Genomic DNA, 13,861 nt, shown 5'->3' with positions numbered 1-13,861 from the left:
CATGTCCACCACCACTCGCGCGGCCGTGGTCGAGTCCGGGGGAGCACCCTTCACCCTCGCCGACGTCGAACTCGACGAGCCCCGCGCGCATGAGGCCCTGGTCCGCATCGTGGCCGCCGGTCTGTGTCACACCGACCTCGGGGTCGCGAGCGGCGGCCTGCCCTTCCCGCTGCCCGGCGTCCTCGGACACGAGGGGGCGGGGATCGTCGAGGCCGTCGGACCGGACGTCACCGGTGTGGAGCCCGGTGACCACGTCGTCCTGTCCTTCACGTCCTGCGGCTCGTGCCGCAACTGCCGCGACGGCCACCCGGCGTACTGCGCCACCTGGCTGCCGCTGAACCTCCTCGGCGGCCGCCGCGCGGACGGCTCCGCCACCATCAGCCGCGACGGAGTGCCGCTGGGCGGCCACTTCTTCGGCCAGTCCTCCTTCGCCGAGCGGGCGTTGGTGGACGAGCGCAGTCTCGTCAAGGTCGACAGGGATCTGCCGCTGGAGTCCCTCGCGCCCCTGGGCTGCGGAGTGCAGACCGGTGTCGGCGCCGTGTGGAACGTCCTGGAACCCCGCACGGGGGACACGCTCGTGATCCTCGGCGCCGGCGCGGTCGGCCTGTCGGCGGTGATGGCCGCGGCGCTGACGCCCGCGACCACGGTGATCGCCGTCGACAAGGTGGCCGAACGGCTCGTGCTGGCCAAGGAGTTGGGCGCCACACACACGGTGAACGCCAATGAGGCGGACATCGTCGAGGCAGTCGGGCTGATCACGGGCGGGGCCGGGGCCGACGGGGTCGTCGAGACCACGGGCAGCGTCATGGTCCTCCGCAAGGGAGTGGACGCACTGGCCGCTCGCGGTACGGCCGTGATCGTCGGCGCCCCGCCCTTCGGGTCCGAGGTCGCTCTGGACGTCAACGGAATGCTCGGCGGCAAACGGCTGGTGGGCCTGACGCTCGGCGACCAGGAGACCCAGGCGGCGATCCCGGCCCTGGTGAGGCTGGTCCGCGAGGGCCGGCTGCCGCTGGAGAGGCTGATCAGCACCTACGCGTTCGAGGACATCGGCCAGGCCGTCCAGGACATGGCCGCGGGCAAGGCCATCAAGCCCGTGCTCACGTTCTCCTGAGACGACCGGGCTCGCGGCGGCGAGCCCCTGAGGGGCGCGGGGGCGCGGCGTCACGCGGCGCCGCGGGTGGACGGCGGCCGGCCACAACGGCCCGCCGGTCGCCCTCCACTGTCACCCCGCGCCCCGCGCGGCCCTACCGAACCTGAAGAACGAGCTTCCCGACGGTCCGCCCGGTGTCGCCCAGTGCGTGCGCCTTCGCGGCCTCGGCCAGCGGGAACACCTCGGCGACCGTGGCGCGAAGCCGTCCCGCGGCGACGAGTCCGGCGATCGCGCTCATCGCGGCCTGGTCGGCCTCCACGAGCATCTCCACCGCCCGCACGCCGAGCCCCTTCGCCTCCTCGGCGAGCTCCGGGGACCCGGACGGCAGGATCGACACCAGCAGTCCACCCGCGCGCAGCGTCCGCAGCGAACGTGAGCGGTAGTCGCCCCCGACCGTGTCCAGGACGACATCGACGTCACGCACGACCTCGGCGAAATCGGTCTCCCGGTAGTCGATGAGCTCGTCGGCGCCCAGCCCGCGCAGGTAGTCGTGCTTTCCGGAGCTGGCCGTTCCGATCACGTAGGCCCCCCGCTCCTTGGCGATCTGCACGGCCAGGTGCCCCACGCCGCCCGCCGCGGCGTGGATCAGAACCCGCTGGCCGCGGCGGACGTCCGCCGTGTCGACCAGCGCCTGCCAGGCGGTCAGCGCGGCGAGCGGGAGGGCGCCCGCCTGGGTGTGGTCCACCTCGGACGGCTTGCGGGCGAAGGCCCGCGCGGGCCCGGTGACGTACTCGGCGTGCGCTCCGACGCCGTGCGGGTACGGCAGCATGCCGAAGACCTCGTCGCCCGGCTCGTGGAGGGTGACACCGAGACCGACGGCCTCGACCACGCCGGAGACGTCCCAGCCCAGGACGAACGGCGGCTGCCCGAGGAACAGGCCGCTCGCCCGGTGCTTCCAGTCCGTCGGGTTGAGGCCGGCCGCGTGCACCCGGACCAGCACCTCGCTCGGACCCGGCCTCGGGATCTCCAGCTCCACTTCCTTGAGGACCTCGGGACCGCCGAGGACGTCCTGACTGATCGCGCGCATCGTGTTCGCAGTACTCATGGGCTCCAGCCTGCCCGGCTCCGCCGGCCGAGAAAATGGCACGATTGCCATTGTTCGATAGGATCGTGCCATGCTGCAGACGCAATGCGGAGAGCGCCCCGAACCCTCCGGGCACCCCGAGGGCTCCGGACGGCCGGGGCCCCGGGAGTACGACGGACACGTGGAAAGAGTGGTCGTGCTGGCCCTGGACGGGGTCTACCCCTTCGAGCTCGGCATCCCGAACCGGGTCTTCGGCTCGGCCGAGGGGCGCTACGAGGTGCTGACCTGCACCGTCGACGGGCAGCCGGTGCGCAGCAGCTCGGACTTCTCGATCACCGTCGAGCACGGCCCCGACGTGCTGCGTACGGCCGACACCGTGGTCATTCCGCCCTTCGCGCTGGCGAACCTCAGCGCCGACCTCCCCGACGCGGTGGCCGACGCGCTCAGGGCCATCGGGTCGGACGCCCGCATCGTCTCGATCTGCACGGGCGCCTTCGTGCTGGCGGCGGCCGGGATGCTGGCCGGCCGCCGGGCCACGACGCACTGGCAACTGGCCGGGCTCTTCCGGCAGATGTTCCCGGACGTCGAACTGGACGCAGACGTGCTGTTCGTCGACGAGGACTCCCTCCTCACCTCGGCCGGGGCCGCGTCCGGCGTCGACGTGTGCCTGCACCTCGTGCGCAAGGACCACGGCACCGAACTGGCCAACCGGGTGGCGCGGTCCTGCGTGGTACCGCCCTGGCGCGACGGCGGCCAGGCGCAGTACATCGAGCAGCCCGTGCCCGAGCCCACGGCGACGAGCACCGCGGCCACCCGGCACTGGGCGCTGCAACGACTCGGTGAGCCGCTGACCCTGGCCGCGCTCGCCGGCCACGCCCGGATGAGCCTGCGCACCTTCGCCCGTCGCTTCAATGACGAGGTCGGGATGAGCCCCGGCCGCTGGCTCATTCAGCAACGGGTCGTCCGGGCACGGCAGTTGCTCGAATCCAGCGATCTGCCGGTGGACCAGATCGCCGGTGAGGTCGGGTTCGCCACGGGCGCCTCGCTGCGGCAGCACCTGCACGCGTCGATCGGGGTGGCACCGCAGACGTACCGGCGTACGTTCCAGGCCGGACAGCAGGGCTGAACGGCCGGGGCGGGAGGACGGCGTCCGCCCGCTCGGCGGAGTGGAGGCGGCTGCGGGTGGGGGAGGGGCGGGACGACCCCGGAGCCCGGACGTCCCCGGCGCCCGGCCTGCTACCCGGTGACGTCCCACCGGACCGCGTGCAGGCCCACGAGCAGGCGCCACACCTTGTGGGCGATCTCCTCGGGTGTGCCCTCGACGAGCCCGTGCAGCCAGTCGGCGAGGACGCCCGCGAAGGTCGCCGCGACGGCGGAGGCGACGAGGGGGGCCTCCGGCGCCCCGACGAGTTCGCGTTCGGTGAGGCTGCGGGCCCGCAGGTCCTGGTGGAGGACACGGCCGAGCGGGCCGCCGCCGCCCGGACGCAACAGGGCGCGGTACAGCGGGGCGTGCGGGGCCAGGCCCGTGAAGAACACGAGCAGGGCGTCCGGCGCCGACCTGGGGTCGGGCCTGCCCCGCCATGCGTGCAGGGCGTCCACCGCGTCGCGTACGACATCGGCGCAGGCGTCGACGGCCAGCGCCTCCAGGTCGGCGTAGTGCAGATAGAACGTGGCCCGGCCGACCCCGGCCGCGCGCACCAGCGCCGCGACGCCGACCTCCGCGAACGGGCGCCGGGCGCACTCGTCGAGAAGGGCCCGGCGCAGCTTGGCCCGGGTGCGTTCGGCTCGCGGGTCGGGCGTCACCGGGCGACGAGGACGGCGGCGAGGGCGAGGGCGCCGGGCAGGGCCTGCGCGAACAGGATGCGGCGGTTCGCGGTGACCGTCCCGTACACACCCGCGACGATCACGCACACCAGGAAGAAGACCTGGGCGCCGAAGCCGGTCGGGTCGTCGGCGACCAGGCCCCAGACGAGGCCGGCCGCCAGAAAGCCGTTGTAGAGCCCCTGGTTGGCGGCGAGCGGGGCGGTGGCCCGCGCCATCTCGGGGTCGAACCCGTGCAGTCCGCGCCCCGGCTTCTTCTCCCACAGGAACATCTCCAGAACCAGGATGTACGCGTGCAGCGCGGCGACGAGGCCGACCAGCACGTTCGCGAGAGTCTGCACGGGACGAGCTCCTTCGGAGAACCAACTTATTGGACAGGTGTCCACTGTACATGGACAGCTGTCCAGGAAGTGACGGCCGTTGTCGGACCCGGCCGTTAACGTCCTGTCCCATGAGTGATCTCCACGACCGGCCGGTGGTCCGCAGGGCCCGCGCCGACGACGTCCCGGCGCTCGTCGCCTCCAGCGCGGCCCTGTTCGCCGAGGACGCGGGCACCCGCGACGCCACGGTCGACATCGGCTGGCCGCTCGCGCACGGCGCGGAGCGCTTCGCCTCGGGGCTCGACGACCCGGCACGGCTGCTGCTCGTGGCCGAGCGCGACGGAGAGGTCGTGGCCCATCTCGCGGGCGCGGTCGCGGAGGGTTCCGCGGTGCGGCCCGTGAAGGTCGCCACCCTGCTCGGCCTGTACGTGCGCCCGGAGCGTCGCGGCACCCGGACCGGAGCGCGGCTGCTGGCCGCCTTTCTCGACTGGGCACGGGAACAGGGCGCCGGGCAGGCGGAGGTGACGGCCTACGCGGCGAACGAGGACGCGATCCGGTTCTACGAGCGTCACGGCTTCGGCCCGCGCACGCTCACCCTCGGGCAGGCCCTGTGACCGTCACCGTGCGGGTGCGCCCCGCCGGAGGTTGAGCGCGCGCAGGGCCAGCTGCATCTCGAACTGCGCGGTCGGGTCGTGGAGCCGGTCCCCGAACAGTTCGTCGAGCTGACGCATGCGGTAGCGGACCGTCTGAGGGTGGACGGCGAGACGCGCGGCGACCTCGCTCGCGTTGTGGCCGCACTGGAGCCAGCTCAGCAGCGTCTCCGCGAGGCGTTCGCGCTGCGGCAGCCGGACGCCGTCCAGGGGGCGCAGATGCCGTTCGGCCATCGCCTCCACCAGGGCCTCGTCGCGGAACAGGAGCAGCGTGGCCAGGTGGTCCCGGCAGCGCACGATCTCCGTGTCGGGCAGCACCCCCCGACGGGCCAGGTCCAGTGCCTCGCCGGCCCACCGCAACGATCTCGCCCCCTCCTGGAGTGCGACGCTCGGCCCCATGGCGGCCCGTAACCCCTGCAAGGCCCCCGCGACGGCACGGGCCCGCCCGGGGCCCTCCGGATCGGGCACCACCAGTACGGCGGGCTGCACGTCGAAACGTGCCAGGAACTCCGGCGGCACGATGGGCGGCGGCCCCGCGGCCCGCGCCCCGTGGTCGACGGCGACCACGGCCAGCGAGCGGGGCACGGGCCACTGCGCCGCGTGCGCGAGGTCGGTGATGGCCGCGACCGACGCGGGCGGATCCACGATCAGCAGATCGATCAGCCGTGTCCGTCGTTGCTGCAGTTCGCCGGCCGCGTGCAGCCGGGCCTCCGTGTACCCGGTCGTCGTCGCGGCCGCCATCTCGTCCAGGTGCAGGAACAGCGCCTCCCCGAAAGCGGCCAGCACATGACGGGGCAGCAGGTCGGCGTCGACCAGGGCGTTGATCCGACGCCAGGTCACCCGCGCGCCGAGACGCAGGGCCGACTGGAACGCGTCGAGACTGCGCCCCTCGTCCGCCTCGCCACGGCCGATGCGCTGGTACGTGGCCTTCACCGGTTCCCAGTCGGTGTCGGGCTTGGCCATCCGCTCCAGGAACCCCTGCAGCGCGTGCTCCACGCCCTGATGCACGACCTGCATGTACGTGTCGTCCGTCGGCCGTGCGTACTCCGGGATCTCGGTTCTGATCGCGCCCACGACCTCTTCGGTGATGTCCGCGAAGAAGGGTCTGAGGTGGTCGTGCAGGCCCGACGGGAACGCCTTGAACGGGCCGTCCACCGCCTCGACGGCGACGGCCGTGTTCCTGGCCTCGCTCTCCAGCATGCGGAATCCGTTCACGCAGCGGCTCCTTCTGCGAACGGGATGTGGGGCACAATGACGTTACCCGCACGGATTCTGCCCAGCTTCGGCGGCGGCTGACAGAGGTGCACGGGGGCCTTGTCACTTCATGACAACCGGAGTCCTCGACCGCGCCACGACCCGCCGATGACGTCCACGGCGGCGCAGCGTCAGCAACGTCACGAGCGCGCCCGCCAGTACACAGCAGGCCGCGATCCGCAGGCCCAGGTCGTATCCCTCCAGGAACGCGTCGCGCGGGTGGGCGCCGGACCGCAGCTCGGCGCTCTCGCGCCGGGTGAGGACCACGCCCACCAGGACCACCCCGAAGACCCCGGAGACCTCGCGCGCCGCGCTCACCAGGCCCGTCGCCATCCCCATCCCGGCCTCCGGGACCCGCAGCAGGGAGCGCACCGTCAGGGGAGTGGTGAACGCGGAACCCCAGCCGATCAGCAGCAGCCCCGGCTGCAGGTCCCAGAAGCCTGCGCCCGCGCCCGTCCCCGAGACGTACAGGAGTCCGACCGCCACCAGGCCGAGCCCCGCCGCGATCGAGACGTGGGCTCCCAGCGCGTGCGCCGCCCGTTCGGCCACCGGCGTCCCCAGGAGCAGCGCGCCCGCCAGTGGCAGGAAGGCGAGACCGGCCCCGGTCGGCGAGAAGTCGAGCACCCGCTGGAGATAGAGAGCCGTGAAGAAGAACACTCCGTTGACGCCGATGCCCCACAGCATCTGTGCGACGATCCCGCCGGTGAGGAACCGGTCGCGCAGCAGCCCCAGTTCGACCAGAGGCCGCGCGGTCCGGGTCTCCACGACGACGAACGCGCAGGCGGCGACCGCCGAAACACCCAGGCACAGCGGTACGGGCGCGGTGCCGAAGCCGTGTTCCTGGCCGCGCACGAGGCCGTACGTGAGCAGATACAGCGCGAGCACCGACAGCACCACGCCGGGCACGTCCAGTCCGCCGCGGCGGGCGGCCGACCGGGCGGGCACGGCCGGCATCAGCAGCAGGGCGAGCAGCCCGAAGGGGACGTTGAGGGCGAACACCCAGCCCCAGCCCCACCGTTGCGTGACGAAGCCGCCCACCACCGGGCCCAGCGCCAGCGCCACGGCCAGGGCCGCCGTCCACAGGCCGACGGCCGTCGAGCGCAGCCGGGCGGGCAGGTCGACCGCGATGACGGCGAGCGAGGCCGGGATGACCAGCGCCGCCCCGACCCCCTGCACCGTACGGGCCGCGATCAGCGTGCTCCCGCTGTCCGCGAGGGCACACGCCGCCGACGCGGCCGTGAAGACGACGATCCCGGCGGCCAGTACGGATCTGCGTCCGCACAGATCGGTCAGCCGTCCGCCGGGCAGCAGCAGCGCTCCGAAACTGAGCACGTAGCTGGCGGCCACCCACTCCAGGTCCGGGACCGTCAGACCCAGTTCGCGCTGCACGGTCGGCAGGGCCACGTTGATGACCGTGTTGTCGAGCGTCGTGATGAAGCCGGTCAGTGTGAGCAGGGAGAACAGCGCGAACAGCCGTGCACGTCCCACGAGAGGCTCCTTCCGCCGTGGCACGGATTGTGGTCGGCGCAGCGGCGTCCGGGCTCTAACCCGCGGCTCGCAATCAGCCGCTCGCCTTTGTCAGCGAACTGACAGAAGGCGGGAGACGAACTGTCAGCACGTCGTCTAACCCACCGGTCTCCCGGAGGCGGAACCTGGGTCACCGCTCCAAGCCGGTGCCCGCCCCACCGGGCACCGGCAGCCCCGCACACCCCGACGCGCTTCGCCCCCACTCGCTCCGCCGCCGACCCAGTTGGAGCCGCCATGACCTCCGCCAGGCCCGCCGCCGACGAAGCCTCCCTCACGGACCACCTGAGGCACTGGGCCGCCCACCGGCCGCAGCAACGCGCCTTCAGTCATGTCGACTTCCCCGACAGTTCCTCCACCGGACTGCACCGCACGCTCGGCTGGCGCGCCCTCGACGCCCGGGCCAGAGCCGTGGCGGCCCGCCTCGTCACGGTCGCCTCGCCCGGCGAACGAGCCGCGCTCGTCATGCCCCAGGGCCTCGACTACGTGGCCGCGTTCCTCGGCTGCCTGTACGCCCGCGTCATCGCCGTACCCCTCTTCGGACCCGAAGTCCCGGGCCACGAGGGAAGGTTGGCCGCGGTGCTCGCCGACTGCGAGCCGGTCTGTCTGCTCGGCGACTCCCACTCGGCCACCGCGCTGCGCGCCTTCGTACGAGACCACCGGCTGCCGGACGTCCCGGTGGTGGCCGTCGACCAGCTCCCCGTCCAGCGCCACGCAACCGGCCCGGACGACGACCGGGAACGGCCCGCGGCCAAGCCCGAACCGGACGACATCGCGTACCTCCAGTACACCTCGGGCTCCACCCGCAGCCCGGCCGGCGTGATGATCAGCCACGCCAACGTCGTGGCCAACGCCCGCCAGGCACTCGACGCGTTCGTCGCCGACCCGGAAACGGCGACGACGGTCGGCTGGCTGCCGCTCTTCCACGACATGGGTCTCGTCCTCAGCATCGCCGCCCCCGTCGTGGGCGGATTCCCCTCCGTCCTCATGAACCCGGTCTCCTTCCTCCAGGACCCCTCGCGCTGGCTGCGCCTCCTCGGCTCCTACGAGGGCACGATCAGTGCCGCCCCGAACTTCGCCTACGACTACTGCGTGGCCCGCACCGCGCCCGAGGTCGTCGACGAACTCCGCCTGGACCGCGTACGGGTGCTCATCAACGGCAGCGAGCCGGTACGGGCCGCGACGGTGGACCGCTTCCGTACGTTCTTCGCACCCGCCGGGCTCGACCCCACGACGCACTGCCCGGCGTACGGCCTGGCCGAGGCCACCGTCTTCGTGACCGCCGGCTCCCTGGACGAACCCCCCGCGGTCGTCGCCTGCCGTCCCGGCGCGCTCGCGGAGGGACGGATCGAGGAGACCCCACCGGACGAGGAGGCGGCCGTCCTGGTCCCGTGCGGCACCCCGGTCGGCCAGGAACTGCGGATCGTCGGAGCGAACGGCGCCGTACTGCCGCAGGGGTGGGTCGGAGAGATCCAGCTGCGCGGGCCCAACATCGGGCTCGGCTACTGGAAGCGCGCCGGACTCACGGCCGAGACCTTCGGCTTCGGAGCGCCGGAGGACTGGCTGCGGACCGGCGACCTCGGTGCCCTGCACGAGGGGCAACTCCTCGTCACCGGCCGCCTGAAGGACGTACTCGTCGTGGACGGGCGCAACCACTACCCCCAGGACATCGAGGAGACCGTGCAGGCGGCCGTTCCCCTGATCCGCCCGGACCGGCTCGCCGCCTTCGGGGTGACCCGGCCGGACGCCACCGGTGAGGAACTCGTCGTGGTCGCGGAGCACCGGCGGGACGCCGACCCGACGGAGGAGGACACCCACGCCGCCGAACGCGCCGTACGCGCCGCCGTGTCGGCCCGCCACGGCCTGCGCCTCGGCTCGCTGCTGCTCGTACCGCCCGGCTCGGTTCCCCGCACGAGCAGCGGCAAGGTGTCCCGCTCGGCCGCGCGGGCACGCCTGCTCGACGGTGGGTTCGGGGCACGATGAGCGCGACGCGCACGCAGGTCCGCGGGCTGGTCGCCGAACGGCTGCACGGGTGGTACGGCCTGCCGCCGGGCGAGCTGTCCGACGACCGTCCGCTGGCCGAGGCCGGACTGACCTCACGGGACGCGCTCGCGCTGACGGCCGCGCTGAGCGAGCTGGTGGGACGGCGGCTGCCGGACACACTGCTGTGGGACGCGCCGACCGTCGAGGCGCTGGCGGAGCGCCTGGCCGAGGACGAGCCGACGGCTCCGGCCGACGAGGACGCCACGTCACGCTCACAGCAGGGGAGTTCGCCGTCCGCGGCGCCCGCCGGAGGAATCCCGCCGCACGGGGGCGCCCACGGGGCACCGGCTCCGGTCGCCGTCGTCGGCGTCGGCTGCCGCTTCCCCGGCGCAGTCACCTCCGCGGACACGTACTGGCAGCTCCTCACCCGGGGCCGGGACGCCGTCGGCACGCTCCCGGCCGGCCGGTGGGACCCCTTCGTACCGGACCCGGAACGGCTTCCGGACGACGTGAGCCGGCACGGAGCCTTCCTCGGCGGCCTCGACACCATCGCCGGCTTCGACGCGGAGTTCTTCGGCATCCCGGCGCACGAGGCCACCGCCATGGACCCCCAGCACCGCATGCTGCTCGAAGTCAGCCGCGAGGCCCTCGACCACGCGGCCCTGTCCGCGTCCGCGCTCGCCGGCACCCGCACCGGCGTCTTCGTCGGCATCAGCGGCAACGAGTACGCGCACCTCACCACCGCCGACCCCCGCGCCGTGGACGCCTGGACGGCCACCGGCGCCGCACTCAGCATCGCCGCCGGCCGCCTGTCCTACGCGCTCGACCTGCGCGGCCCCAGCCTGTCCGTCGACACGGCCTGCTCGTCGTCGCTCGTCGCGGTCCACCACGCCGTACGCAGCCTGGCGACGGGCGAGAGCGACACGGCACTCGCCGCCGGCGTGAACCTGCTCCTGACTCCCGCCGTCACGCTCGGCTTCCAGCGCGCCGGCGCTCTCGCACCGGACGGCCGCTGCAAGGCTTTCGACGCCGCGGCGGACGGGATCGTACGCGGCGAGGGCTGCGGAGTCGTCGTACTGAAACGGCTCACGGACGCCGAACGCGACGGCGACCGCGTCCTCGCGGTGATCCGTGCGACGGCCGTCAACTCCGACGGCCGCTCCAACGGGCTCACGGCCCCCAACGCCGAGGCCCAGCGCGCCCTCCTCGCCGAGGCGCACGGCGCTCCGGCGACCGTCGACTACGTGGAGGCCCACGGCACGGGCACCGCCCTCGGCGACCCGATCGAGGCGAGCGCACTCGGCGCCGTCCTCGGCCGTGACCGCGACCCGGAGCAGCCCCTCCTGATCGGCTCCGCCAAGACCAACCTCGGCCACCTGGAGGCCGCCGCCGGTATGGCGGGCCTCGTCAAGACCGTCCTCGCCCTGCACCACGGCGAGATCCCCGCCCAACTGCACTTCACCGGCCCGGGCCCGCACGCCGACCTCGACGCGCTCGGCCTGCGCGTGGTCACCTCGTCCGAGCCCTGGCCCCGCTACTCGGGAACGGCCACCGCGGGCGTCTCGGCCTTCGGGTTCGGCGGCACGAACGCCCACGCCGTCCTCACCGAACACCGCCCCGCCGCCCGGGCGCACCGGCCCTCCGAGCGGCCCGCACTGCTCCTGCTCGACGGGCCGACCGCGGAGCGCGTGCGCGCGTACGCCGGTGAACTGGCCGCCTGGCTGGACACCCCCGGCAGCCGGCGCGTACGCGACCACGACCTCGCCCGGACCCTCGCGGGCCGCAGCGGCCGCGGCCGCCATCGCGCGGCCCTCGTCACCCGGGACCGCGCGGAGACCGTCACCGCCCTCACCCGCCTCGTCGAAGGTGCCCCCTCTCCCCACCTGGTCACCGGGTACGGCGCACCGGGCGGGCCCGGTCCGATGGTGTGGGTCTTCTCCGGCTACGGGTCCCAGTGGCCCGGCATGGGAAGCCGGCTCCTCGCGACGGAGGACGTGTTCGCCGCCGCCGTCGACCGGCTGGAACCCCTCCTGCGCGAGCACGCGGGCCTCTCCCTGCGCGCCGGACTCAGGCCCGACGCCGATCTGTCGACACCCACCACCGTCATGCCCGTCCTGTACGGCATGCAGGTCGCCCTCGCCGAACTGTGGCGGTCCTGCGGTCTCGAACCCGCCGCCGTCGTCGGCCACTCCCTCGGCGAGATCGCGGCGGCGGTCGTCTCCGGGGAACTGGACGAGGCCACCGGCGCACGCATCGTCGCCGTACGCTCCCGGCTGCTGGCCGGGCTGAACGGGGGAGCCATGGCGGTGGTCGGCCTCCCGGCCTCCGACATCGCCCTGTCGGCACGGGAGTTGAGGAGCCTGCGGGTCGCCGTACACGCCTCGCCGGCCCAGAGCGTGGTGACGGGATCGGCCGAGGACGTCGCCGAACTGATCGCCCGGGTGACGGAGGCCGGTGGCTTCGCCCGCTCGCTGGGAGTCACCGCGGCCGGGCACTCGCCCGAAGTCGAGCCGCTGCTCCCGGAGTTCACGTGGGAACTCGGCGAGATCCGGCACTCCGCACCCCGTTGCCGCCGCTACTCCACGGCCCTCGCCGATCCTCGCGGGGCCGGCCCGTGCGACACGGCGTACTGGGCGGCCAACCTGCGCAACCCCGTCCGCTTCGCACAGGCGGTACGCGCGGCGGCCGAGGACGGGCACCGAGTCTTCGTGGAGGTCGCCCCGCACGCCACGCAGTCGCACCCGCTGGCCGAGACGCTGCGCGACGCCGGGGCCGACGACGCGCTCATCGTGCCCACGCTGCGCCGCGGCACCGACGACGCCGTCGGCTTCCGCACCGCGCTGGCCACGCTGCTCGTCCACGGCGTACGGGTGGCCCGGCCGCGCGAGGAGCTGCATGCCGGGGGACGCATCGTGGACGTCCCGTCGCCCCGCTGGCGGCACCGGCGGTTCTGGGCGGGGGAGGAGCCGGCCCCGGCCGGCGGCCCGTCGGACCCGGCCGAGGCACTCGACCCTGCCGTGGGGCCGCTCGAACGCCTTCGGCTGTGCGTGGCCGGGGTGATGGGCTACGGCCCGGAACGCCTCGACCCCGACACGCCGTTGACCGACCTCGGGCTCGACTCCCTCACCGCCGTGCGGATACGGGCCGTCGTGCGGCGGGAGTTCGGCATCGACGTCGAGCCGGGCACCCTCCTGAGGCGAGGAACGCTGAGGGGAGTCGCCCAACTGCTGGGGGCCGGCACAGAACCGGCGAACCCCGAGGAGCCGGAACACCGGACACCCACCACAGGCTCCGCGTCCGAAAGGCGCCCGCCTGAAAGGGCCGCCACGCCTGCCGCCGCCCCCCTGCGGACCTTCCCCGGCACCGGCCCCCACACCCCGCTCTTCCTCGCCCATGCCGCGGGCGGATCCGCCGATGTCTACGCCCGGCTGGCCCACAGCCTCGACGGCGACCGTCCGCTGTACGGCTTCGACCGGCAGGCTGATCCGGACGACGTACCGGGCCGGGCCGCGGAGTTCGCCCGGCGCATCCGGGAGGTGAACACCAACGGGCCCTGGGCGCTGGGCGGTTGGTCGTACGGCGGTCTGATCGCCCAGGAGGCGGCCAGGCTCCTCGCCCCGCACGGCAGGGTCCTCGCCCTGGTCCTGCTCGACTCCGTACTGCCCCTGCCCACCCGCCGCACCGCGACCGACCTGGCCCTCCAGCACTTCCGGGACTTCGCCGCGTATGTGGCACGTACCTACGGCACGGCGCTCGACCTGCCGTACGACGAACTCGCCGGGCTCGACGACGCGGGACGGATCGACCTCGTCGTCAAGGTGCTGAGGGACACCGTCGAGCTGCCGGAAGCCGTCCTCGAACACCAGCGGACATCCTATCTGGACCTGTGCGGCGGCGAGCGCCACCGGCCCGGCAGTTATGCGGGCACCACCCTCCTGTACCGCGCGAGCGACCCCGCCCCGCACACCGTCCGGGACCCCCGCTACGAGCGCGGCGACGCGACGCTCGGCTGGGACGCGCACTGCACCGACCTGACCGTCGTCCCGCTGCCCGGCCACCACCTCTCGCTGCTCGACCCACCGGTCGTCGACCACCTGGCCCGGCTGCTGACACGCGACCTGCGGGACTCCTGAAG

At 73.7% G+C, this 13,861-nt stretch carries 10 protein-coding genes; 5 read left to right on the top strand and 5 right to left on the bottom strand.

The features are described from left to right. Position 1: 1 nt before the first annotated feature. A complete protein-coding gene (locus O1Q96_RS30225; protein ID WP_269251176.1) occupies positions 2 to 1,111 on the top strand; it encodes an NAD(P)-dependent alcohol dehydrogenase in 1,110 nt (369 codons plus the stop codon). Between the two features lie 133 nt (positions 1,112 to 1,244). Here the strand turns inward: O1Q96_RS30225 and O1Q96_RS30220 are convergent, their stop codons facing one another. Beyond that, positions 1,245 to 2,195 carry an NADP-dependent oxidoreductase gene (locus O1Q96_RS30220; RefSeq protein WP_269251175.1) on the bottom strand — a complete coding sequence of 317 codons (951 nt, stop codon included), beginning with the start codon at positions 2,193 to 2,195 and terminating at the stop codon, positions 1,245 to 1,247. Positions 2,196 to 2,265: 70 nt separating this feature from the next. Here O1Q96_RS30220 and O1Q96_RS30215 point away from each other — a divergent pair, with 70 nt between their 5' ends. After that, on the top strand, positions 2,266 to 3,300 hold the full coding sequence (locus tag O1Q96_RS30215; protein WP_269251174.1) for a GlxA family transcriptional regulator: 1,035 nt from the start codon (positions 2,266 to 2,268) through the stop codon (positions 3,298 to 3,300). Between the two features lie 110 nt (positions 3,301 to 3,410). Here the strand turns inward: O1Q96_RS30215 and O1Q96_RS30210 are convergent, their stop codons facing one another. Together O1Q96_RS30210 and O1Q96_RS30205 are read right to left on the bottom strand one after the other, a co-directional pair. Next, entirely contained in the window at positions 3,411 to 3,977 is a 567-nt protein-coding gene (locus O1Q96_RS30210) for a TetR/AcrR family transcriptional regulator (protein ID WP_269251173.1), read from the bottom strand. Continuing rightward, positions 3,974 to 4,336 carry a DUF1304 domain-containing protein gene (locus O1Q96_RS30205; RefSeq protein ID WP_269251172.1) on the bottom strand — a complete coding sequence of 121 codons (363 nt, stop codon included), beginning with the start codon at positions 4,334 to 4,336 and terminating at the stop codon, positions 3,974 to 3,976. The genes O1Q96_RS30210 and O1Q96_RS30205 overlap by 4 nt, the downstream gene beginning before the upstream one ends. A gap of 110 nt (positions 4,337 to 4,446) precedes the next feature. On the opposite strand from O1Q96_RS30205, the gene O1Q96_RS30200 reads away from it, so the two are divergent. Next, complete coding sequence (locus O1Q96_RS30200; protein ID WP_269251171.1) at positions 4,447 to 4,929, top strand: GNAT family N-acetyltransferase; 483 nt, start codon at positions 4,447 to 4,449, stop codon at positions 4,927 to 4,929. 3 nt (positions 4,930 to 4,932) lie between these two features. On the opposite strand, the gene O1Q96_RS30195 is transcribed toward O1Q96_RS30200, so the two are convergent. Both O1Q96_RS30195 and O1Q96_RS30190 read right to left on the bottom strand, forming a co-directional pair. Beyond that, positions 4,933 to 6,180: a PucR family transcriptional regulator gene (locus tag O1Q96_RS30195; protein ID WP_269251170.1), complete on the bottom strand. Its 1,248-nt coding sequence runs from the start codon at positions 6,178 to 6,180 to the stop codon at positions 4,933 to 4,935. Positions 6,181 to 6,282: 102 nt separating this feature from the next. Then, on the bottom strand, positions 6,283 to 7,707 hold the full coding sequence (locus tag O1Q96_RS30190) for an MFS transporter (RefSeq protein WP_269251169.1): 1,425 nt from the start codon (positions 7,705 to 7,707) through the stop codon (positions 6,283 to 6,285). Positions 7,708 to 7,980: 273 nt separating this feature from the next. Here O1Q96_RS30190 and O1Q96_RS30185 point away from each other — a divergent pair, with 273 nt between their 5' ends. Continuing rightward, positions 7,981 to 9,726: a fatty acyl-AMP ligase gene (locus O1Q96_RS30185; RefSeq protein ID WP_269251168.1), complete on the top strand. Its 1,746-nt coding sequence runs from the start codon at positions 7,981 to 7,983 to the stop codon at positions 9,724 to 9,726. Continuing rightward, positions 9,723 to 13,859, top strand: a complete 4,137-nt coding sequence (locus tag O1Q96_RS30180; RefSeq protein ID WP_269251167.1) for a beta-ketoacyl synthase N-terminal-like domain-containing protein — start codon at positions 9,723 to 9,725, stop codon at positions 13,857 to 13,859. Before O1Q96_RS30185 ends, O1Q96_RS30180 begins: the two co-directional genes overlap by 4 nt. Positions 13,860 to 13,861 lie beyond the last annotated feature (2 nt).

The organism is Streptomyces aurantiacus, assembly GCF_027107535.1.
In the GTDB taxonomy this organism is placed as follows: domain Bacteria; phylum Actinomycetota; class Actinomycetes; order Streptomycetales; family Streptomycetaceae; genus Streptomyces.
The sequence above is the reverse complement of the archived record's forward strand: the minus strand, read 5'-3'. Positions and strand labels throughout refer to the sequence as shown.

Bases quoted from the DNA above. Each gene is read 5' to 3' on its own strand.
- O1Q96_RS30225 (WP_269251176.1), top strand. From the start codon at position 2: ATGTCCACCACCACTCGCGCGGCCGTGGTCGAGTCCGGGGGAGCACCC.
- O1Q96_RS30220 (WP_269251175.1), bottom strand. From the start codon at position 2,195: ATGAGTACTGCGAACACGATGCGCGCGATCAGTCAGGACGTCCTCGGC.
- O1Q96_RS30215 (WP_269251174.1), top strand. From the start codon at position 2,266: ATGCTGCAGACGCAATGCGGAGAGCGCCCCGAACCCTCCGGGCACCCC.
- O1Q96_RS30200 (WP_269251171.1), top strand. From the start codon at position 4,447: ATGAGTGATCTCCACGACCGGCCGGTGGTCCGCAGGGCCCGCGCCGAC.
- O1Q96_RS30185 (WP_269251168.1), top strand. From the start codon at position 7,981: ATGACCTCCGCCAGGCCCGCCGCCGACGAAGCCTCCCTCACGGACCAC.
- O1Q96_RS30180 (WP_269251167.1), top strand. From the start codon at position 9,723: ATGAGCGCGACGCGCACGCAGGTCCGCGGGCTGGTCGCCGAACGGCTG.